The organism is Paeniglutamicibacter selenitireducens (assembly GCF_051550675.1).
Classification (GTDB): Bacteria; Actinomycetota; Actinomycetes; order Actinomycetales; family Micrococcaceae; genus Paeniglutamicibacter.
The window spans coordinates 38,183-59,174 of record NZ_JBPULF010000013.1 but is presented as its reverse complement, the minus strand read 5'-3'; the positions used below and the strand labels follow the sequence as shown (position 1 = coordinate 59,174).

Below are 20,992 nucleotides of genomic sequence, written 5' to 3'. Positions count from 1 at the left end.
ACATTCCTTTTGATCAGGCGTTTAGACGAGGATGTGAAGCGCAGGGCCGTGGACGTCGTGGCGTCCGGCGCAGCCCTGCACCTATGAGTTTAGCGTTAGTGCCCGTGGGAACCCTGGGCGAGCAGTTCTTCCAGGCGCACGAGGAAGGCCGTGGTTTCTGCTTCCGTGCCTGCCGTGACGCGCAGGTGCCCGGGGATGCCGACATCGCGGATGATGACCCCTGCTTCCAGTAGTCCCTCCCAGATGTGGCGGGGGTTCTCCAGCCCTCCGAAGAACACGAAGTTCGAGTCGGAGGAGGCCGGGTGCAGCCCCATGCGGGTCAGTTCGTTGACGATGCGGTCGCGCTGGGACTTGATGTCCTCGACGTTGGCCAGCAACGCGTCGACGTGCTTGAGCGCGGCGTTTGCCGTTGCCTGGGTGACCGCCGAAAGGTGGTACGGCAGGCGCACCAGGCGGATCGCGTCGGTGACTTCCGGAGCCGCGGCCAGGTACCCGAGCCTGGCACCGGCCAGCGCGAAAGCCTTGGACATGGTGCGCGAGACGATCAGGCGCTCGCGGCCCGGCAGCAGCGACAACGCGGACGGGGTGCCGTTGTGCGCGAACTCGGCATAGGCCTCGTCAACGATCACGATGGCTTTGCTGGCGGCACCGGCCTCGTAGACCGCTTCGACGACATCCAGCCCCAGGGCTGTGCCCGTCGGGTTGTTGGGTGAGCAGAGGAAGACGATGTTGGGGGCCGCGGTGCGCACTTGTTCCGCAGCGTCGGCCGCGGTGAGCGCGTAGCCCTCGGAGCGGACGCCAGCGATGTAGGCAGTGTCGGTTCCGCTGGCCAGCAACGGGTACATCGAATAGGTGGGAGGGAATCCCATGACCGATCGGCCCGGTCCACCGAATGCCTGCAGGACCTGCTGCAGCACTTCGTTGGAGCCGTTGGCTGCCCAGATGTTTTCGGCGGCCAAGTCGTGGCCGAGGTAGGCGGCCAGGCGTTCACGCAGTTCGGTGAATTCGCGGTCTGGGTATCGGTTGAGCCCCAGCGCAGCGGCGGAAACCTCTTCGACGATCGCGCGATGAACGGCCACGGGCAGCGGATGCGTGTTTTCGTTGACGTTCAACTGGATCGGAACGTCGATTTGCGGTGCACCATAAGGTTCGAGACCTTGGAGATTTTCTCGCAGGGGCAGTTTTGCCAGGCGATTTAGCCGTTCATTCACCCCCTAAGTCTAGGGGCGTGCTCCGAGGCATCAGAATCAGCCGCGTGGAACGAGGTAACAAACGGTTCTCAATATGGCGCGGGCCGCGCCGCCGCCCGGAGGTGGAGGTTACGGCGCAGAGGGAACGAAGATCTCGGTTCCTGGGAAGAGGACGTTGCCCTCGAGGTTGTTGATTTCGGCGATCTGCCGGATGGCTTCACGGGGTTCCAGCTGCGGGGCGAACTCGCGTGCCAGCCCCCACAGGGTGTCGCCCTCGATGACGGTGACGCTGACGGCTTCGACGCCGAGCGGAACATCGGCCGATGCCTTGGCCGGCGACAGGAAGAGGCCGAGCAGCATGAGCACACCCACGGTGGCGAAGAAGATCGGCATGGCGATCAGGACGAATTTCCCCCGGCGCGTCAGCCGCAGCGGAGCCTCTTGCGGTGCGCAGTAGGAGATGGGGTCTGGAACGAGGTGGAGCGGGGCCGAGAAAGCAGTGCTTGCCATGTCTTTGCCTTTCCTAGGAGTGCGACGGGCCGGTGCGAGCGGGCCACGAGTCGAACAAGCTTCTATTCTTCGAACACATCTTTCGAACATGTGTTCGTAGTTCGTAAATCATTTCTAGCACTTTTCAACGACACGTGTCCAGATCGGTTCGAACAAATCTTTGAAAGCACCGTGTTCGTCCACTAACATGAGTGATGTGGAACGGTGAATTCACTTCACCACTCCGCACCGACAAATTGCGGAACGCGCGGGCCAACCGCCGACGATCGGGATGAGGCACACAGAATGACGACCGAACAAAGAACCCCCCGGCGTGACGCGAAGAGCTTGACCATCCGCCAGAAAAAGGTCCTTGAAACCATCCAGCGGTCCGTCAGCGCCCACGGCTACCCGCCGTCCATGCGGGAAATCGGCGACGCCGTCGGCCTGGCCAGCCTCTCGAGCGTGACCCACCAATTGAGCCAGCTCGAGAAGCTCGGCTACATCCGCCGCGATCCTCGACGCCCGCGCGCCATGGAGATCCTGCTGCCGTTGCAGCTGAAAACCGATTCGAAGCTTGAAGCCGATTCCGGGCAGGCCGAGCTCAAGGCGGCCAACGGCATGAACGTCTCCGAGCTGACGACCTCCGCCGACACCGCCATGGTTCCACTGGTGGGACGCATCGCCGCCGGCGCCCCGATCCTTGCCGACCAGGCTGTGGAAGACGTGTTTGCCTTGCCGCGCCAGCTCGTGGGCCACGGCGAACTCTTCATGCTGAAGGTCAGCGGCGACTCGATGATCGATGCCGCAATCTGCGACGGCGACTGGGTGGTCGTGCGACGCCAGCAGACCGCTGTCAACGGCGACATCGTCGCGGCGCTGCTCGACGACGAGGCAACCGTGAAGACCTTCCGGCAGCGTGATGGCCACACCTGGCTGCTGCCGCAGAACTCCCGCTACGAACCGATCCTCGGAGACGCGGCAACCGTCATGGGCAAGGTCGTATCGGTCATGCGTTCCATCTAGGAACACCGCAGTACGACAAACGGGTCTGGGGCCGGTCAACACGACCGGCCCCAGACCCGTTTAACGCCGCTTCCGCCCGGATCCCGGGCGGAAGCCTCAGCCCTCGCTGAGCCGCTCGAGAGCCGCCAGAACCGTAGGCTTGTCAGGCGTCGCCCACAGCGGCGGCAGTGAAGCCCGCAGGAAGGCTCCGTAGCGTTCCGTTGCAAGACGGGAATCCAGGACGGCCACGACGCCGCGGTCGTTGACCGAACGGATCAGTCGCCCCGCGCCCTGGGCGAGCCTGACTGCAGCATGGCTTGCCGCCACGGCCATGAACCCGTTGCCGCCGTGCTTTGCGACATCGCGGCTGCGCGCCGAGGACAAAGGGTCGTCGGGCCTCGGGAACGGAATCTTGTCGATGATCACCAGGCGGCATGCGTTGCCCGGCACGTCGACGCCCTGCCACAGTGTCATGGTGCCGAAGAGGCAGGTGTCGGGTTCGGCCGAGAACTGGTCGACAAGGGCCTTCATGCTCGATTCGCCCTGGCACAGGATCGGGACGTCAAGCCTGGCCCGCAGGATCTCTGTCGCTTCCTCCGCGGCGCGTCTCGAGGTGAAGAGCACCAAGGCCCCTCCGCCGGAGGCCTTGATCAGATCCTCGATCTCGCCGATCATCTCCTGCGACATCTGGCGCCCGGGCTTGGGAAGGTGCTTGGCCACATACAGGATGCCCTGTTTGGGGTAGTCGAAGGGGCTTCCCACATCGACGCCGTTCCAGGTGGGTGCGCCGTCGCCGACCAGGCCCAGCGCGCCCGCCACGGGTTCGAAGGCCGCGCCGATGGCCAGCGTCGCACTGGTCAGGATGACGGTGCGGCCGTCGAAGAGCCCCTCGCGCAGTTTGCCTGCAACGGACAGGGGCGCGACGTTCAACGTGGGCTGGCTCGATTCGTCCGGCTGGACATAGCCCTCCCCCGGGCTGAAGTGCCCCGGGCGGGAGGCCCAGATGACTTCCCGTTCCTCGGTCATCTCAAGCATCTTGGTGCACTGCTCCACCAGGTACATGACCTGCGAGCGGGCCATCTGCCGCCCGCCGTCCGCCGGCGCGTTGGCCTCGGGCTTCGAATCGGAAAGCACCACGCGTGCGGCCTCGGCGATTTGGTTGATCGCCGCTGCCTGTTCCTCATTCAGGCCCCGGGCCATCAGTCCCGTGGGGACACCCTCGAGGCTGCGCTGCAGGGCCTTTGCTCCCTGGTTCAGTGCGTCCACGCTCACGGCACAGTGCTTGCGCGCCGCCGAGGCGGCGGTCTGCACCATGTTGACCGAAAGCGGGCGGGTCACCGAACTCGTCACCCGGTCCTGCAGCTCGTGGGCCTCGTCGATGATGACCGTGTCGAAGTCCGGGAGCACCGCCAGCCCCTCGAACGCCGAGACGGCCAGCATCGCGTGGTTGGTGATGATCACATCGGATTCCGCGGCGCGTGCCCGGGCCATCTCGCTGAAGCACTCGGCGGCCATCGGGCACTTCTGGGAGCCGAGGCAGTCCATGGCGCTGACCGAGACCTGGCGCCAGGCCTTGTCGCTGACGCCGGGCGTCAGGTCGTCGCGGTCTCCGGTGTCCGTGCGCTCGGCCCACTGGCGAAGGCGCACGATTTCCTGCCCGAGCGCGGAGGACGGACCGTCCGAGTAGCCGCCGGCGGCCGGAGCCTCGGATTCCATCGAGAAGAGGGTGCCCTCGTCGTCGTCCGGGTAGCCGCCGCCGAGCTTGTACTGGCACACGTAGTTGGAGCGGCCCTTGACCAGGGCCACCTCCATCTCGCGGGGCAAGTCGTTCTTCAGGGACTTCAGCAGCCTGGGCACATCGCGTCCCACGATCTGGGCCTGAAGCGCCAGCGTCGCGGTCGAGATGACCACGGGCTTTTCCGAGTCCAGAGCGTGTGCGAGGGCGGGAACCAGGTAAGCCATCGACTTGCCCGTTCCCGTCCCCGCCTGCACCAGAAGGTGCTCGCCGGTTTCCATGGCGCGCACGACCTGTTTCGCCATCTCGTGCTGGCCCGGCCTGCTTTGCCCGCCCATCGCGGACACGGCAGAGTCCAGCAGGGCGATGACTTCTGATTCCTCAGCCATGAATACTGAATTGCTCCACTTCCGCGGCCAGGCCCTCGCGGACCTTGACCATCATGCGTGTCCCGTTTTCGGTGTGTTCGATGGCCAGGATCTCGGCCTCGGCTCCGTGGAGCTTGTTGACCACGTCGCCGCGGTCGTAGGGGATCATCAGTTCCATCTGGACGCCGGGGCGCGGAATCGAGGCGCTGACCTTCTGCAGCAGTTCCTCGATGCCGTCGCCGGTGCGTGCCGAGACGATCACGTGGTTCGGCTCCCGCTGGCGCAGCCGCTCCACGACGAAGGGATCGGCCACGTCGGCCTTGTTCAACACGATGATCTCGGGGATGTTTCGTGCGTCGACCTCGTTGAGTACGGTACGCACGGCCTGGATCTGGCCTTCCGGATCGGGGTGCGCCGCGTCGACAACGTGCAGGATCAGGTCCGAGTCTGCAATTTCCTCCAGCGTGGAGCGGAACGCCTCCACGAGCTGCGTCGGGAGCGACTTCACGAAGCCGACAGTGTCGGTGAGCGTGTAGTTCAGTCCGTCGCTGGTCTCCGCCTGGCGAACCGTGGGGTCAAGTGTCGCGAAGAGCGCGTTTTCCACCAGCACGCCGGCCTGCGTGAGCCGGTTGAGCAGCGAGGACTTGCCGGCGTTGGTGTACCCGACGATGGCGACCGAGGGGACCTCGTTGCGCTTGCGGTTGGCTCGCTTGGCCTCCCGGGCCGGGAGCATGCCCTTGATCTCCTTGCGGAGCTTGGCCATGCGGTCGCGGATGCGGCGGCGGTCGAGCTCGATCTTGGTTTCGCCCGGGCCTCGGGAACCAATGCCTCCGCCGGCAGCGCCGACGCGGCCACCGGCCTGGCGGGACATGGAGTCGCCCCAGCCGCGAAGTCGCGGCAGGAGGTACTCAAGCTGCGCCAGTTCCACCTGGGCGCGGCCCTCGTGGCTCTTGGCGTGCTGGGCGAAGATGTCGAGGATCAGTGCGGTCCTGTCGATGACCTTGACCTTGACGACGTCCTCGAGCGCGCGGCGCTGCGACGGGGCAAGCTCGGAGTCGATGATGACTGTGTCGGCACCCGTGGCGGCAACGATCTCGCGCAGTTCCGCGGCCTTGCCCGAGCCAAGGAAGGTTCCCGGGTCCGGCTTTGAGCGGCGCTGGACAATGCCGTCGAGCACTTCGGAACCGGCCGTCTCGGCCAACGCAGCGAGTTCACGCAGGGAGTTCTCGGCGTCCTGGGCGGTGCCTTCGTTCCAGATGCCCGCCAACACGACGCGCTCGAGGCGCAGCTGCCGGTACTCGACCTCGGTGACGTCCTCGAGTTCGGTGGAGAGCCCCGCGACGCGGCGCAGTGCGCGGCGTTCGGCGAGGTCCTCCTGGGCGCCGTCGAACGACGAATGTTCCCGGGTCAGGTTACTCAGCGCCTGGGCGCGGCCGGAGAATATTCCCTCGTGTTCGGGCGCCCCGAAATGCGTGCTCTTGTCGGCGACCGAATGGTCGCTGGCAAGAATCCGTTCAATGGCGGCCTGGATCTGCGCCTCGTCCATGTCTTTGTCGTGTGGACCGGAATGCTGTGAGTTGGTCATGTTCCCCTTTGCGTGCTGTATTCCAGAATAGTGCCCTGCGCCGACAGATGCGCCGAATTGGTGTGCATGATCATCATGAGAAGCCATGTGTTGTCCTTCGATGGATTTCTTGGGGGATCCACCGCGCGCCGGGTCAGTGAAGTCTGCGGGAGCCACATGTCCGGAAGGTTGGGTCCGGCGGTGCGTTCAGTTGGCGCAGCGTGGCTTGGGCAGACGGGGAATCATGACTTTTCGGCGCGCGGCAGGTCCCCGGATTCTTCGGCCGCAGCGGCCGTCCGGTGATTGGGAAATGCGCTGTGTGCGTCTTACAGAAAAGTCATAGGGAAAACTCTATCACTTCACCGCGACGACCCGCCTTAACGCAAATCACACTGCCGGCGTCTCGATACGGGCCCGAAATGCGGCTTGCGGTTTGGGGTTGCGACCCCCGGGCGGTTAACCTGCCAACATGAGCTCGGATCACTATTTCAGCGCGCAACCATCCAAACCGGAGAAGCGCCGCACCATCAGCGTCGAACTGGGTGGTGCAACCCGCAAGGTGGAAACCTCCGGCGGAATCTTCAGCCCGGACAGGATCGACAAGGGGACGGCAGTGCTCCTGGAGTCGGTTCCGGACCCGGCGGCCACCGGAAACCTGTTGGACATCGGCTGCGGCTGGGGCCCCATCACGTTGACCATGGCATTGGCCTCCCCCGGGGCAACGATCCACGCGGTGGACGTCAACGAACGCAGCATCGCCCTGACCCGCGACAACGCCCACTCGCTGGGACTGGGCAATGTCAAGGTCTCGCTGCCCGAGGAAGTCGACGCAGGCATCGCCTTCGACACCATCTGGTCGAATCCCCCGATCCGCATCGGCAAGGAGGCGCTCCACGAACTGCTCCTGCTCTGGCTGCCGCGGCTGGCACCGGGTGGAACCGCATGGCTCGTGGTCCAGAAGAACCTGGGCGCCGACTCCCTGCAAAAGTGGATCGGAACCGTGATGCCCGCGACCTGGGAGGTCGAGCGCACGTCCACGGACAAGGCTTTCCGCACCATCCGGGTCCACCGCCCCCAGGACGCATAGGCCCGGGAACGCAACCCCCTGCGCACGGCGATGAGGGCGTTGAACACCATGGTGTTCAACGCCCTCATCGCGTTTCGGGAACTAGTCCTCGGAAATCGTGCCGCGGGAAACAAGCACTGCCGCCCCGCTGAGGAACACGTGTTCCGCTCCCCCGACCCCCGGGGCAAAACGAATTCCCAGGGTTCCTCCGGGCACAGCAACGTCCCAGTCCAGAACGTCCTGGGCCTGGGCCCAGTGCCGGGTGGCGACCGCAGCAGCGCAGGCACCTGTGCCGCAGGAAAGCGTCTCGCCGACGCCTCGCTCGTGCACGCGCATCCGCAGGCTGCCGCGCCCACCCTCAAGCAGCGGTTCCGCCGGGAGCACGTATTCCACGTTCGTTCCGTGCGGCGGCAACGGGTCGACCACGGGGATGGTGAAGAGTTCGAGTCCATCGAGTTCGGCCCGGCTTGCCACGGCCACGATGGTGTGCGGGTTTCCCATGCTGACCGAGACGGCGGCACGGGGAACCGGCAACCCCTCGGTTTGCACCACGGAATCCAGCCCGGACTTGGCGGCCGCCTCCGGGTGGATGAACTCCCAGGGACCCATGTCCACCGAGTACCCATCGGCAAGGCGGGTCACGATCTTCAAGCCGGCACGGGTGCCGATGGACAGCTCGGCCCCCACCGGCAAGTCAACGAGTTTCTCGTTCACCAGGAAGTGGACGAAAACGCGGACGCCGTTGCCGCACATTTCGGACACCGATCCGTCGCCGTTGCGGTAGTCCATGAACCAGCGGGCCTCGGGATGGGCCGCAAGGATCTCCCGGCCTTCTTGCACGTGCTCGGAGGGCACCGCACGGATCAATCCGTCGCCCCCGATGCCTCGATGGCGGTCACAGATGGCCGCGACCTGTTCCGGCCCGAGGTGGTGGATGTTCTCCGGGTCGGAGATGAGCACGAAGTCGTTTCCTGTGCCGTGCCCCTTTGCGTAACTCAGTGGGCCCGCGACGGCCAGTAGCGACTCGCCTGGGATGGACTGTGGTTCGGTGGCGCTCATGGGTTCAAGGATACGGGCAGCCCAACGCACCCGCCCATTTTGCTACGTCGGCTACCGGACCCTTAGGACGCGTGGATTGTTGCCTGCACGTCGTCGAGCAAGGTCGGGCTGAGCGGATTGAACCACCGCACGCGCTCGTCCGCGTTGAACCAGGTGACCTGCCTGCGGGCGAACTGCCGGGTGGCAATGACCGTCTTCTCCGCTGCCTGGACCTCGCTCATGGTGCCGTCCAGCACAGCCAGGAATTGTGCGTAGCCGATAGCCCGGGATGCGGTTTTTCCCTCGCGCAGGCCCGCTGCATCCAACCGACGGACCTCTTCCAGCAGTCCCTGCTCCTGCATGCCCGCCACGCGCATTTCCAGCCGTTGGTGCAGGAGCCCGCGATCCACGTTCAAACCGATCTGTACCGCCGGCGCATGGTACTTGCGTTCCGGCATGAAGGAGCTGAACGGTTTTCCGCTGATCTCGAAAACCTCGAGGGCGCGGATCATCCGCCGCTCATCGAGGTTGCGTGCGGCTGAGGCCGGGTCCACCTCTGCGAGGCGCCTGGCCAGCGGCCCGGGACCGTGTTCGCCAACCTCAAGCTCAAGTCGGCGGCGGACCGCGGCGTCGGTGGGCGGGAAATCAATTTCGTCGAGGGCCGCACGCACATACAGGCCCGATCCGCCGACCAGGATGGGCACCGCTCCCCTGGAGCGGATCTCGTCGAAGGCACGGCGTGCCTCCGACTGGAAGCGGGCGACGCTGGCTTCTTCCCGGACATCCATGATGTCCAGCATGTGGTGCGGGACCCCGCCCCGTTCACCCACCGGGAGCTTGGCCGTGCCGATGTCCATGCCCCGGTAGAACTGCAGGGCGTCGGCGTTGACGATTTCCCCGCCCAGTTCCCGGGCGAGGGCAATCGAGAGATCCGATTTGCCCGTCCCGGTTGGTCCAACCACGGCGATTGCCGGGAGTGTCGTGTTCACGCGTTACTTTCTGGTTGGCAGAAGCGGCATGCCAAGGGAAACTCCCTTGGAGCCACCCGAAGCGGGGGTAGGTGCACCGCAGGAATCGGCCTGTGCACGGTCCCAGGCATCGCCGGCACGGGAGCGGCGCACGGAGTATTCCTCCAGGCCTGCAGGGTCGGAAACGAGGTGGAAGGCCGCAGCTTCGGTAATGGGAAGAGTGACGAGGTCACCGGGACGCGGGGTTTCACCGCCTGCTGGAATCGAGAAGTGCACGAGCCGTTGGTCGGTTGATCGCCCGCTGAGGCGATGGGTTTCCGAGGCCTTCTTGCCGGACTGGGCAGTGACCATAACTTCGACGGTTCGACCCACCTGCTTGGCGTTTTCTTCCGCGCAGATCCGGTCCTGGAGTGCAGTCAGTCGTTCATAGCGTTCCTGGACCACCGACTTGGGAAGCTGCTTTTCCAGTTCCGCGGCGGGAGTTCCGGGTCGCTTGGAGTACTGGAAGGTGAAGGCGCTGGCGAAGCGCGAGGCTTCAACGACATCCAGGGTTGCCTGGAAGTCCTCCTCCGATTCCCCGGGGAACCCGACGATGATGTCGGTGGTGATCGCGGCGTGCGGAATGTGCTCCCGAACCTTCTCGAGGATGCCAAGGAACTTCTTGGACCGGTACGAGCGCCGCATGTCCTTGAGCACCTTGTCTGAGCCGGACTGCAGCGGCATGTGAAGTTGCGGCATCACGTTCGGGGTTTCGGCCATGGCCTCGATGACGTCATCGGTGAAAGCAGCGGGGTGCGGACTGGTGAAACGGACTCGTTCGAGTCCTTCGATCCGACCACAGGCGCGCAGCAGCTTTCCGAAGGCCAGCCTGTCCCCGAACTCCACGCCGTATGAATTCACGTTTTGTCCCAGCAGCGTCACTTCGATGACCCCGTCGGCGACGAGGGCTTCGATCTCGGCGAGGATCTCCCCCGGCCGGCGATCGCGTTCCTTGCCGCGCAGGGACGGCACGATGCAAAATGTGCAGGTGTTGTTGCAGCCCACGGAAATCGAGACCCAGCCCGAGTGCACCGAGTCCCGCTTGGTCGGCAACGTGGACGGGAAGACCTCGAGGGATTCGAGGATTTCCAGCTGCGCCTTGCTGTTGTGGCGGGCGCGGTCCAGCAGGGCCGGCAGCGAACCGACGTTGTGGGTTCCGAAGACGACATCCACCCACGGGGCCTTGCGAAGGATCGTCTCGCGGTCTTTTTGTGCCAGGCAGCCGCCGACGGCGATCTGCATGTCCGGGCGTTTCTCCTTGACCTGCGCCAGCAGTCCGAGGTTCCCGTAGAGCTTGTTGTCCGCGTTCTCACGCACCGCGCAGGTATTGAACACCACGACGTCCGCGGTGTCGCCATCAGCCTGGTGCGGGACGAGTCCCGTCGTTTCCAGCAGGCCGGAGAGCCGCTCCGAATCGTGTACGTTCATCTGGCAGCCGTAGGTTCGCACCTCGTAGGTGCGCACCTGCTCGCCCGGTTCCCTTGCGGTGGAAGTAGAAATGCTCACAGTCACCCTCCAAGGTTACCCAAACTTCACCGGCGGACCTGGAGCGCACGACCCTAGTAGGAATCCTGCCCGAACTGCTCTTCCCAGGCCTCGTTGACGATGCGAAATGCCAACGACGGGGAATACCCCTTCCGGGCCAGCATGCCGACCAACCTGCGGACGCTCTTGTCCTTGTCAACGCCCATGGAGGGTGCCCGCAGTTTTCGTTCCACGAGGTCCCTGGCCGTTGCCGCTTCGGAGTCGTCGTCGAGTTGCTCCAGGGCGTTCTCCGCCATGTCCCCTTCGATCCCCTTGTCGCGTAGTTCGCGCCTGATGGCCGAACGGGCAAGGCCGCGGCTGCGGGCTCGCGAACGCACCCAGCTTTCGGCGAAGGAGCTGTCGTCCACCAGCTGGATCTCCTCGAAGCGGTCGAGCAGCTCCTCCGCGATGCGTGGCGGGATTTCCTTTTCCAGCAGCTTCTTCAGCAGCTGCGACCGGCTCTTTGAGGACGCGGTGAGCTGGCGCAGCAGAATGGCGCGCCCTTTGGATGCGTATTGCTCGTCGCTGAGCTCCACTGGTCCAGCGGCGGGCTTCTCCCGTCTGGTGGCCGACGACCGCGAGGTGCCGTAGCGGGCACCTCGGCCGCCGCGTGATCCGGATGCGCTTCGCGCCCCGGGGCTCTTGCTGCGTCCGGCGTAGGCCCGGCGTTCGCCGAACTCCTTCTTCGGTTCCGGCGGGCCCGGAGCAAGCTCGGCAGGCGGCGCCTCGAACGCCGCGGACGACTGCGCCCATTGCGGCATGTCGTCGGGGCTTCCCCACTCGGAATTGCCGTCGGCCGGAAACGACCAGAGCGGTCGTTCGGAACCCTGCGGGGTGCCGGACGAACCGCCCTGGTGCTGCTTGGAACTCACGAAACTAGGAATCCTTGACGATGCGCAACGCATCTTCCCCGCCGTCGCCGGCGCCCTGGCCGATACCCAGCTTTTCGAGGATCTGGCGTTCGAGTTCGTTGGCGAGGTCCGGGTTGTCACGCAGGAACTTGCGCGCATTCTCCTTGCCCTGGCCCAGTTGGTCGCCGTCGTAGGTGAACCACGCGCCGGACTTCTTGACGAAGCCCTGCTCGACGCCGATATCGATGAGGCTTCCCTCCCGGGAGATGCCCGCGCCGTAAATGATGTCAAACTCGGCCTGCTTGAAGGGCGGGGCCATCTTGTTCTTGACGATCTTGGCGCGCGTGCGGTTGCCGACCGGGTTGGTGCCTTCCTTCAAGGTTTCGATGCGTCGGACGTCGATGCGGACCGATGCGTAGAACTTGAGCGCCTTGCCGCCGGTGGTGGTTTCGGGGCTGCCGAACATCACGCCGATCTTTTCACGCAGCTGGTTGATGAAGATTGCGGTGGTGCGGGTCTGGCTCAGCCGGCCCGTGATCTTGCGCAGCGCCTGGCTCATCAGGCGGGCCTGGAGGCCCACGTGGCTGTCGCCCATTTCGCCTTCGATTTCGGCGCGGGGAACCAGTGCCGCCACGGAGTCAATCACGATGATGTCGATGGAACCGGAGCCCACGAGCATGTCCATGATTTCAAGGGCCTGTTCACCGGTGTCCGGCTGGGAAACCAGCAGGGCATCGGTGTCCACGCCAAGCTTCTTGGCGTATTCGGGGTCCAGGGCGTGTTCGGCGTCGATGAACGCGGCGATGCCGCCGAGCCTCTGCGCGCTGGCTACGGCGTGCAGGGCGACGGTGGTCTTACCCGAGGATTCCGGGCCGTAGATCTCCACGACGCGGCCGCGGGGAAGCCCTCCGATACCCAGCGCGATATCCAATGCGACGGAGCCGGTGGGAATGGCTTCGATGGGCGCACGGGTGTCGTCGCCCAGGCGCATGACGGATCCCTTGCCGAATTGCTTGTCAATCTGCGCAAGTGCCGCTTCGAGGGCCTTCTCGCGATTGTTGCCTGCTGCGGCCATCATTCACCTCGGTTGTTGGGGCCATATTGGCCAATACTCTTTGTCTGTCCACGAGCGTACGACCGCTGGCCGACACTTTGGCATTCAGGTGTTCAAGCTGTGGAAATCCTGAGTCGCTGACCCCACGAACTTTCTCCTTGAAGAATACACTCTTCCGAACAGATATTCGAACGTCCGGGGCGGGTGTCGGGGTAGTTCCTAGCTTTCCTTGGGAACGATGTCCTTGCCGAGGCGCCGCTCGGGTGGAACGTCCTGCATGTTGCAGACCGCCAGCCACACGGCCTTGGGCGGGGTCCCCCGGCTCAAGGCGTCCTCGGCGGTGACCCCGCCGACCTCGGCCAGCACCAGGCTGGAGGCCAGCACGCGGGAGTAGCCCTCGCCAAATTCGTCGTCCATCAGACGCCAGAAATCACTCAATCGCACTTTGCAATTGTGCCATGCCGCGCCGACCCCACGCCGGGCACCCGTCTTTAAGCCGGTTGGCCTCCGGCCCCCGCCCGAAAGCGGGGCCCGGAGGCCAACCTGATCTCCCCTGGGGTACACACCCACCCGGGGACTGAAATTGTTTGCTAGTGGCTTGGTGCCAGGCGCTTGCCGAGGTCCCCTGCGAATTCGCTGGTGAGATCCACGGGAACGGTATCCGGGATGGTGATGCCTTCGGCGATGGCCACGCGGTCGCTGACTTCGCGAAGCATCAGCGAAAGCGGGACCTCCAGTGCGCTGCAGATCGAGGAGAGCAGTTCGGAAGAAGCTTCCTTCTGGCCGCGTTCGACCTCGGACAGGTAACCGAGGGAAACACGGGCGCTATGGGAAACTTCACGCAGGGTACGACCCTGGCGCTGACGAACGTCGCGGAGGACGTCACCGATTTCGTGTCGAAGGACTACCATCTTGCGCTCCTCTTTTTCGCGGCGGACCTCGCTCTGTAGGCCCACATCACGCCAACGGACCACACCGTTTACCGATACTGGTTGCTTGACCATGTGCATTGCCTTTGTTCTCCGGTCCTATTGCCTTTGTGGGGCGATCGGTGCAGGCACTTGATGTGCCCGTCATGGGTTACAACTACGGGTAATCGTAGTTTGTTCCCACGACCCCCACCCTATCCAGAGCCGGGGTCGATTTTCCACAACATTGTTTAATGGGTCAACAACTATGTCACAAACCGCATTGATAGCTACATTGCCCCATCAACCTGTGCGGTAACTGAGCGAATCGTGGAAATGAGCAGGGTTATCGCCGCGTCGGTGGCTGCGGACCGGATCCCGGCCCGGTCCCCCTGGAACCGGTACTCCACCGAACCACTGCCTCCGGGGTGGGCATAGCCCAGGAAAACCGTGCCGACGGCCTTGCCGTCGTGGGCGTCCGGGCCGGCAACCCCGGTGGCGGACACGGCGATGTCGCTGTGGCAGCAGTCCCTGGCCCCGACCGCCATCTGGCGGGCCACCTCTGCGTCCACCGACCCCGCGGACGCCAGTAGCGCCCGGTCAACGGACAACACGTTGGCCTTGACCTCGCTGCTGTAGCTGACGACCCCGCCGAGCAGGACCGCGGAGGCTCCGGGCACCTCCGCCAGCGTCGCGGCGATCATTCCAGCCGTGAGCGACTCCGCCGTGGCAAGGCTCAGGCCGGCCGCAATCGCGTCGGCGATGGCCTCGCGGGCCAGCGGGTTGGCCGCCGGTTCGGGGGTCCGTTCATCCATGGTGCGTCCCCGCTTCCGCTCAGGCCCTGGCGCCGTGTTCGCGCAGGTAGCGAGCGCGGAGCTGCGCAGCCTTCACCACGTAGTCGACACCCGTCACCAGGGTGACGGCCAGGGCAATGAGCATCACGACCAGGGCGACGACGCCCAGCCACGCCACGGTGTGGGTCAGCGGCAGCAGGTAGAGCAGGATGGCCACGGCCTGCAGCACTGTCTTGAGCTTGCCGCCCTTAGAGGCGGCCATGACGCCGTAGCGGATGACGCCGAAGCGCATCAGCGTGATGCCCCATTCACGTACCAGGATCGCGCCGGTGATCCACCAGGACAGCTCCCCCAGCACGGAGAACAGCACCAGGGCCGAGCCGGTCAGCAGTTTGTCCGCGATCGGGTCGGCGATCTTGCCGAAGTTCGTGATCAACCCGCGGCTGCGCGCCAGGTCCCCGTCGAGCTTGTCGGTGTAGATGGCCAGCGCGAAGAGCCCGAAGGCCGTCCAGCGCAGGGCCCCATACTGCTGGTGGTCCGCCAGCAGGGCCCAAATGAAGAACGGGACCATGACGATGCGCAACGTGGTCAGCACGTTGGCGATGTTCAGGTTCGAAACGGGCTTCTGGGTTGGGTTTTCCGGTGAATCAGTCACGCTTCCAGACTACCTTCCGGTCAGGTTCCAGGCGTCCTCGGACCCCTCGTCGTCGGCTCCGTCGTGGTAGTCGACGGCCTGCTCGTAGCCGTCAAGGTCCTCGGCCACCAGGTCGGTGCCGTAGTGGTTCGCGTTGGCGTTCTCCGCCAGCGCCGCCTCTTGGGCCGAGGCGACGACCTCCTCCGCGGGGGTCTCGTCCCCGCGCATCGCGGCAAGCACCGCGGGCAGGTCGTCGGGCTTGACCAGCACGTCGCGGGCCTTGGAGCCCTCGGAGGGGCCCACGACGCCGCGGGACTCGAGAAGGTCCATCAGGCGGCCGGCCTTCGCGAAGCCGACGCGCAGCTTGCGCTGGAGCATCGAGGTGGAGCCGAACTGCGTGGTGACGACCAGTTCGGTGGCCTGCAGCAGCAGCTCCAGGTCGTCCCCGATGTCGTCGTCGATCTGCTTCTTGGGCGCCTCGGCGGCGACGTCGTTGCGGTACTCGGCCTTCAGCTGCCCCTTCACGTGCTCGACGACCGCGTGGATCTCCGATTCGGTGACCCAGGCGCCCTGCACGCGCATCGGCTTGGAGGTGCCCATGGGCAGGAAGAGCGCGTCGCCCTGGCCCAGCAGCTTCTCGGCGCCGGGCTGGTCGAGCACCACGCGGGAGTCGGTGACCGAGGAGGTCGCGAACGCCATGCGGGAGGGCACGTTGGCCTTGATCAGGCCGGTGACAACGTCCACGGACGGGCGCTGGGTGGCGAGCACCAGGTGGATGCCCGCGGCGCGGGCCAGCTGGGTGATGCGCACGATCGAGTCCTCGACGTCGCGCGGGGCGACCATCATGAGGTCGGCGAGCTCGTCGACGATGACCAGCAAATACGGGTAGGGCTTCAGGACCCGCTTGGAGCCCTCGGGCACCACGACCTTGCCGGCCTTCACGGCCTTGTTGAAGTCGTCGACATGCTTGAAGCCGAAGTTGGCGAGGTCGTCGTAGCGGGTGTCCATCTCCTTCACCACCCACTGCAGCGCCTCGGCGGCCTTCTTGGGGTTGGTGATGATCGGGGTGATCAGGTGCGGGACGCCCTCGTAGGCGGTGAGTTCCACGCGCTTGGGGTCGACCATGACCATGCGGACCTCGTCCGGGGTGGCGCGCATCAGGATCGAGGTGATCATCGAGTTCACGAACGAGGACTTGCCGGCGCCGGTGGCGCCTGCCACCAGCAGGTGCGGCATCTTGGCGAGGTTGGCGACGACGAAGCCGCCCTCCACGTCCTTGCCCACGCCCATGACCATGGGGTGCTCCGTCTTGCGGGCGTTGTGGCTGCGCAGCACGTCGCCGAGCACCACGATTTCCTTGTCCGCGTTGGGGATCTCGATGCCGATGGCGGACTTGCCCGGGATCGGGGAGAGGATGCGCACGTCGGAGGAGGCCACCGCGTAGGAGATGTTCTTGGACAGCGCCGTGACGCGCTCCACCTTGGTGCCGGGCGCGAGCTCGATCTCGTACCGGGTGACGGTGGGGCCGCGGGAGAACCCCGTGACCTGCGCGTCGACCTTGAACTGGGTGAGCGTGTCGGTGAGCGCGGCGACCACCGCGTCGTTGGCCTCGGAGCGTTCCTTGGACGGCGGGCCGGCCGGCAGGAAGTCGGAGGAGGGCAGCGTGTAGGTGACGTCGCCGGAGAGCTGGAGCTGCTCGGTGCGCGCCGGGATCGGCGGCAGCGGGGCGGCGGCGGGGCGCGAGGGCACCTGCGGCACGGCGGAGGTCTGTGCCTCCGCGGAGTCGAAGTTCGTCAGGTCGATGGCGCTCATCGCCTGGGTGTCGGCCTCGGGCTCGGTGCCCAGGCCGACCTGCTCCATGATCGCGGCCATCTCCAGCTCGGCCTTGGTGGGCCGGCGCACGCCCGGGCGCACCGCCGGTTCGCGGTACTCCTCCCCCACCGATTCGTCGTACAGGTCCACCGACGGGTCCTGGGCCAGCCCCGGGTGGTGGTCGTCGGTGATGACGGCCGTGTCGTAGGCGCCCTCGCCGGAATTCCCCAGCAGGTCTGCCGTGGCGTCCTGCGGGTTTTCCTCGCGGTCCCTGCCGAAGAGCCGGGTCTTCTTGCGCGGCTTCTTGGCGGCGGGCGCTTCGTCGTAGAGGTAGGACTGGTCGTGCTCGGGGGCGTCGAGCTGGACGCCGCGGCGGGCTGGGGCCTGCTCCGGGTCCTGGCCCATGAGCCTGTCGTAGCCCTCGCGGATGCGCTCGGGCACCTGCTTGACGGGGGTGGCGGTGAGGATCAGCAGGCTCAGCAGCGCGAGCGCGATCATGGCTGCCATGGTGCCGCCGGCCTTGATGAGCCCCACCAGCGGGGCGGTGGCCAGGGCGCCGAGCACGCCGCCGGCGGCCCAGAGTTCGTCGAAGGGCGCGTTGAGCGCCGGGGTGCCGCCCACCACGTGGGCGATGCCGGAACCGGCAACGCTCAGCAGGGCCAGGCCGATGCCCACGCGGTTGTTGGCACGGTGTTCCTCCGGCCAGCGGAAGAGCCGGATGGCGCCGATGAGCAGGATCGGGGGCATGAAGGCCGCCATGAAACCGAAAGTGCCCCCGGCCACGGAGTGCACGAACGTGCCGTACCACCCGACCCCGCGCAGCCCCCACCATTCGACGGAGGCGATGACCATGGCCAGGATGACAAGGAACAGGCCGGTGCCGTCGCGGCGCACCTCGTAGGGCGGGTGCACGTCGCGGCCGATCTTGCGGAAGGCGCCGGCGACCACCCGGGCGATGCCCATCCACGAGGAGCGGACCATGCGCACCGGCAGCGGGAAGTCGTGCACCGGTGCCGCGGGTGCGCTCTTGGCGGTCTTGGTGCTCTTGGATCGGGACCCGGCGCCGCTCGAGGAGCGCGCAGGGGCCTTCGAGTTGCCGGAGGGAGTACGGGTGGCCATGAGTGCAAGGCTACCGTGAAACCGCGGAACACACCCGGATTTACACGCGCAAAAGCCCCCGGAACCCGCGTGTCCACGCGTGTTTCCGGGGGCTTTGGCGAACCGGTGTGAGGCAGCGAACTGCCCCGCCCGCCGGGGCCTAGGCTTCCAGGACCACCGGCACGATCATCGGGCGTCGGCGCAGCTTGCGCGAGACCCACGAACCGATCACGCGGCGCACCACCTGCTGCAGCTGGTGGGTGGTGTGCGACGGGTTGTTGCGCACCGCGTCCTCGATGGCCTCGGCGATCTTCGGCTTGATCTCGTCGAAGACCTTGTCGTCCTCGGCCACGCCGCGGGCGTGGATGTCCGGTCCGGAGATCAGCTTGCCGGACTGGCGGTTGATCACGGAGATCACCGAGATGAAGCCCTCCTCGGCCAGCGTGACGCGGTCCTTGAGGTCCTCGTCGGTGATGGTGCCGACCTTCGAGCCGTCCACGTAGACGTAGCCGCATTCGACCTGGCCGACGAGCTTTGCCACGCCGTCCTTGAGGTCCACGACCGAGCCGTCCTCGGTGAGCAGCACGTTCTGCGCCGGGACGCCGGACTGCGCGGCAAGGCGGCCGTTGGCGATCAGGTGGCGGGTTTCGCCGTGCACCGGCATGACGTTCAGCGGCTGCAGGATGTTGTAGCAGTACAGCAGCTCGCCGGCGGAGGCGTGGCCGGAGACGTGCACCTTGGCCATGCCCTTGTGCACCACGTCGGCGCCCAGGCGCATCAGGCCGTTGATCACGCGGAACACCGAGTTCTCGTTGCCCGGGATCAGCGAGGAGGCCAGGATGACGGTGTCGCCCGGGCCGACCTGGATGCGGTGGTCGCCGCTGGCCATGCGCGAGAGCGCCGCCATCGGCTCGCCCTGCGAACCGGTGGACATCAGCACCACCTGGTTGTCCGGCAGCTTGTCGACGTTCTTCATGTCTACGAGGATGCCGGCCGGCACGTGCAGGTAGCCGAGCTTCTCCGCGATGGTCATGTTGCGGACCATAGAGCGGCCGATGAAGGCCACCTTGCGCCCGTGGACCTGCGCGGCGTCGATGACCTGCTGCACGCGGTGCATGTGCGAGGAGAAGGAAGCGACGATGATGCGCTTGCGCGCGCGGCCGAAGAGGCCCTCGAGGACCGGGCCGATCTCCTTTTCCGCTGTGGTGAAGCCGGGGACGTCAGCGTTGGTGGAGTCGGACATGAACAGGTCAACGCCCTCGTCGGCCAGGCGGGCGAAGTGGCGCAGGTCGGTGATGCGGCCGTCGAGCGGCAGCTGGTCCATCTTGAAGTCGCCGGTGTGCAGCACGTTGCCGGCCTCGGTGCGGATGAACACGGCCAGCGCGTCGGGGATCGAGTGGTTGACGGCGACGAATTCGGTCTCGAAGGGGCCGAAGGTCTCCACGTCGCCCTCGGCCACCTGGCGCAGCACCGGCTTGATGCGGTGCTCCTCCAGCTTGGCCGAGATCAGCGCGAGGGTCAGCCGCGAGCCGATCAGCGGGATGTCCCCGCGCAGGCGCAGCAGGTACGGGACGGCGCCGATGTGGTCCTCGTGGCCGTGCGTGAGCACCAGGCCCACGACGTCGTCCAGGCGGTCCTTGATGTAGCTGAAGTCGGGCAGGATCAGGTCCACGCCCGGCTGGTGCTCCTCGGGGAAGAGGACGCCGCAGTCGACGATCAGCAGCTTGCCGTCGATTTCGAAGACGGCCATGTTCCGCCCGATCTCGCCCAGGCCACCGAGCGGCACGATGCGCATGGTGCCCGGCTTGAGCTTGGGCGGCAGGGAGTGGAGCACCGGTTCGGTGCCACCCACGGAAGATGCGGTCATGAATTTCTTACCTTTCTAGAGCTCCCATCCGCCCTCGCGCAAGTCGGTGCGGATGGAATCGAGTTCCGCTTCCGACGGATCCACAAGTGGCAGCCGGACAACGGTGTTCGGCAGGACTCCCTGCCAGTGAAGAATGTGCTTTGCCGAGACGGCGCCCTGGATGTGGCCCATCACGGCGCGCTGGATCGGGTCCAGGGCAAAGTGGGCGGCGCGGGCCGTGGCCAGGTCGCCGGCGAGCATGGCGTCGACCAGGACGCGGTACCGGGCTGCGGCGATGTGCGCGGTCACCGAGACGACGCCCACGGCGCCGGCCGCCATCAGCGGCAGGGTCAGCCCGTCGTCGCCCGAGTAGACATCGAGGTCGGTGGCGCCCAGCACCAGGGTGGTGGACTGGTAGTCGGCCTTCGCGTCCTTCAGCGCCACGATGTTCTGGTGCTTGGCCAGCTCGATGATGGTTTCGGGTTCGATCGGGATGCCCGCGCGGCCGGGGATGTCGTAGATCATCATGGGCAGGTCGGTGGAGGAGGCGACGGCCTCGAAGTGGGCCTTCACGCCGGCCTGCGACGGCTTGTTGTAGTACGGGGTGACAAGCAGCAGGCCGTCGATGCCGCCCAGGGCCGCGGCGCGCCGGGAGAGGCTGATCGAGTGGCGGGTGTCGTTGGTGCCGGTTCCGGCGATGATCTTGGCGCGGTCGCCCACGGCGTCGCGCACCGCGGCGAACATGCCGAGGTTTTCCTCGTCGGTCAGCGTCGAGGTCTCGCCGGTGGTTCCGGTGACGACCAGGCCGTCGCATCCGTCGTCGACAAGCTTGTTCGCCAGCTTGGCGGCGGCCTCGTAGTCGACCTCCCCGTTGTCCTTGAAGGGGGTCACCATGGCAGTGAGCACGGTTCCCAGGGTGTAATCCGGACGCGGGGTATTCAACGAAGAGTCAGCCATGGGAACAACGTTACACTTTGCGCGCCCCAAGGGTTCATTCGGTGTCAGGCAA

18 protein-coding genes are annotated in these 20,992 nt (G+C 65.9%); 2 read left to right on the top strand and 16 right to left on the bottom strand.

Annotated elements, in window-relative coordinates:
* Positions 1-95 precede the first annotated feature (95 nt).
* Together ACSYDW_RS17925 and ACSYDW_RS17920 are read right to left on the bottom strand one after the other, a co-directional pair.
* Positions 96-1,211: a histidinol-phosphate transaminase gene (locus ACSYDW_RS17925; RefSeq protein ID WP_438340096.1), complete on the bottom strand. Its 1,116-nt coding sequence runs from the start codon at positions 1,209-1,211 to the stop codon at positions 96-98.
* A gap of 108 nt (positions 1,212-1,319) precedes the next feature.
* The gene (locus tag ACSYDW_RS17920; RefSeq protein ID WP_438340095.1) at positions 1,320-1,700 is read right to left on the bottom strand and encodes a LysM peptidoglycan-binding domain-containing protein; all 381 of its coding nucleotides are present in this window, start codon (positions 1,698-1,700) and stop codon (positions 1,320-1,322) included.
* Positions 1,701-1,985: 285 nt separating this feature from the next.
* Between ACSYDW_RS17920 and lexA the strand changes: the two genes are divergently transcribed.
* Entirely contained in the window at positions 1,986-2,705 is a 720-nt protein-coding gene (lexA, locus tag ACSYDW_RS17915; RefSeq protein ID WP_438340094.1) for a transcriptional repressor LexA, read from the top strand.
* Positions 2,706-2,801: 96 nt separating this feature from the next.
* Here lexA and ACSYDW_RS17910 read toward each other — a convergent pair whose 3' ends face one another.
* Both ACSYDW_RS17910 and hflX read right to left on the bottom strand, forming a co-directional pair.
* A complete protein-coding gene (locus ACSYDW_RS17910) occupies positions 2,802-4,808 on the bottom strand; it encodes an ATP-dependent DNA helicase (protein WP_438340093.1) in 2,007 nt (668 codons plus the stop codon).
* Positions 4,801-6,372, bottom strand: coding sequence for a GTPase HflX (gene hflX / locus ACSYDW_RS17905; protein ID WP_438340092.1), 1,572 nt, complete (start codon positions 6,370-6,372; stop codon positions 4,801-4,803). The genes ACSYDW_RS17910 and hflX overlap by 8 nt, the downstream gene beginning before the upstream one ends.
* Positions 6,373-6,820: 448 nt before the next feature.
* Between hflX and ACSYDW_RS17900 the strand changes: the two genes are divergently transcribed.
* The gene (locus ACSYDW_RS17900) at positions 6,821-7,438 is read left to right on the top strand and encodes a class I SAM-dependent methyltransferase (protein WP_438340091.1); all 618 of its coding nucleotides are present in this window, start codon (positions 6,821-6,823) and stop codon (positions 7,436-7,438) included.
* 81 nt (positions 7,439-7,519) lie between these two features.
* Here ACSYDW_RS17900 and dapF read toward each other — a convergent pair whose 3' ends face one another.
* The 12 genes from dapF to dapA form a co-directional block, all read right to left on the bottom strand.
* The gene (gene dapF, locus ACSYDW_RS17895; RefSeq protein WP_438340090.1) at positions 7,520-8,476 is read right to left on the bottom strand and encodes a diaminopimelate epimerase; all 957 of its coding nucleotides are present in this window, start codon (positions 8,474-8,476) and stop codon (positions 7,520-7,522) included.
* Positions 8,477-8,538: 62 nt separating this feature from the next.
* Positions 8,539-9,444, bottom strand: coding sequence for a tRNA (adenosine(37)-N6)-dimethylallyltransferase MiaA (miaA, locus tag ACSYDW_RS17890; protein ID WP_438340089.1), 906 nt, complete (start codon positions 9,442-9,444; stop codon positions 8,539-8,541).
* A 3-nt stretch (positions 9,445-9,447) separates the two neighbouring features.
* The gene (gene miaB, locus ACSYDW_RS17885) at positions 9,448-10,968 is read right to left on the bottom strand and encodes a tRNA (N6-isopentenyl adenosine(37)-C2)-methylthiotransferase MiaB (RefSeq protein ID WP_438340088.1); all 1,521 of its coding nucleotides are present in this window, start codon (positions 10,966-10,968) and stop codon (positions 9,448-9,450) included.
* 53 nt (positions 10,969-11,021) lie between these two features.
* A complete protein-coding gene (locus ACSYDW_RS17880) occupies positions 11,022-11,858 on the bottom strand; it encodes a regulatory protein RecX (RefSeq protein WP_438340087.1) in 837 nt (278 codons plus the stop codon).
* Positions 11,859-11,862: 4 nt separating this feature from the next.
* Positions 11,863-12,915 carry a recombinase RecA gene (gene recA / locus ACSYDW_RS17875; RefSeq protein ID WP_438340086.1) on the bottom strand — a complete coding sequence of 351 codons (1,053 nt, stop codon included), beginning with the start codon at positions 12,913-12,915 and terminating at the stop codon, positions 11,863-11,865.
* A gap of 195 nt (positions 12,916-13,110) precedes the next feature.
* Complete coding sequence (locus tag ACSYDW_RS17870) at positions 13,111-13,335, bottom strand: DUF3046 domain-containing protein (RefSeq protein ID WP_438340085.1); 225 nt, start codon at positions 13,333-13,335, stop codon at positions 13,111-13,113.
* A gap of 146 nt (positions 13,336-13,481) precedes the next feature.
* Entirely contained in the window at positions 13,482-13,895 is a 414-nt protein-coding gene (locus ACSYDW_RS17865) for a helix-turn-helix domain-containing protein (RefSeq protein ID WP_209996009.1), read from the bottom strand.
* Positions 13,896-14,089: 194 nt separating this feature from the next.
* The gene (locus tag ACSYDW_RS17860) at positions 14,090-14,614 is read right to left on the bottom strand and encodes a CinA family protein (protein WP_438340084.1); all 525 of its coding nucleotides are present in this window, start codon (positions 14,612-14,614) and stop codon (positions 14,090-14,092) included.
* Between the two features lie 19 nt (positions 14,615-14,633).
* Entirely contained in the window at positions 14,634-15,248 is a 615-nt protein-coding gene (gene pgsA / locus ACSYDW_RS17855; RefSeq protein WP_438340083.1) for a CDP-diacylglycerol--glycerol-3-phosphate 3-phosphatidyltransferase, read from the bottom strand.
* Positions 15,249-15,257: 9 nt separating this feature from the next.
* The gene (locus tag ACSYDW_RS17850; RefSeq protein ID WP_438340082.1) at positions 15,258-18,158 is read right to left on the bottom strand and encodes an FtsK/SpoIIIE family DNA translocase; all 2,901 of its coding nucleotides are present in this window, start codon (positions 18,156-18,158) and stop codon (positions 15,258-15,260) included.
* 139 nt (positions 18,159-18,297) lie between these two features.
* Positions 18,298-20,004, bottom strand: a complete 1,707-nt coding sequence (locus ACSYDW_RS17845; protein WP_438340081.1) for a ribonuclease J — start codon at positions 20,002-20,004, stop codon at positions 18,298-18,300.
* 15 nt (positions 20,005-20,019) lie between these two features.
* Positions 20,020-20,940, bottom strand: coding sequence for a 4-hydroxy-tetrahydrodipicolinate synthase (gene dapA, locus ACSYDW_RS17840; RefSeq protein ID WP_438340080.1), 921 nt, complete (start codon positions 20,938-20,940; stop codon positions 20,020-20,022).
* Positions 20,941-20,992: the final 52 nt, after the last annotated feature.

Excerpts from the sequence above, each read along its gene's own strand:
- ACSYDW_RS17920 (WP_438340095.1), bottom strand. The coding sequence starts at position 1,700 with ATGGCAAGCACTGCTTTCTCGGCCCCGCTCCACCTCGTTCCAGACCCC.
- lexA (WP_438340094.1), top strand. The coding sequence starts at position 1,986 with ATGACGACCGAACAAAGAACCCCCCGGCGTGACGCGAAGAGCTTGACC.
- ACSYDW_RS17910 (WP_438340093.1), bottom strand. The coding sequence starts at position 4,808 with ATGGCTGAGGAATCAGAAGTCATCGCCCTGCTGGACTCTGCCGTGTCC.
- hflX (WP_438340092.1), bottom strand. The coding sequence starts at position 6,372 with ATGACCAACTCACAGCATTCCGGTCCACACGACAAAGACATGGACGAG.
- ACSYDW_RS17900 (WP_438340091.1), top strand. The coding sequence starts at position 6,821 with ATGAGCTCGGATCACTATTTCAGCGCGCAACCATCCAAACCGGAGAAG.
- dapF (WP_438340090.1), bottom strand. The coding sequence starts at position 8,476 with ATGAGCGCCACCGAACCACAGTCCATCCCAGGCGAGTCGCTACTGGCC.
- recA (WP_438340086.1), bottom strand. The coding sequence starts at position 12,915 with ATGATGGCCGCAGCAGGCAACAATCGCGAGAAGGCCCTCGAAGCGGCA.
- ACSYDW_RS17865 (WP_209996009.1), bottom strand. The coding sequence starts at position 13,895 with ATGGTCAAGCAACCAGTATCGGTAAACGGTGTGGTCCGTTGGCGTGAT.
- ACSYDW_RS17860 (WP_438340084.1), bottom strand. The coding sequence starts at position 14,614 with ATGGATGAACGGACCCCCGAACCGGCGGCCAACCCGCTGGCCCGCGAG.
- ACSYDW_RS17850 (WP_438340082.1), bottom strand. The coding sequence starts at position 18,158 with ATGGCCACCCGTACTCCCTCCGGCAACTCGAAGGCCCCTGCGCGCTCC.
- ACSYDW_RS17845 (WP_438340081.1), bottom strand. The coding sequence starts at position 20,004 with ATGACCGCATCTTCCGTGGGTGGCACCGAACCGGTGCTCCACTCCCTG.
- dapA (WP_438340080.1), bottom strand. The coding sequence starts at position 20,940 with ATGGCTGACTCTTCGTTGAATACCCCGCGTCCGGATTACACCCTGGGA.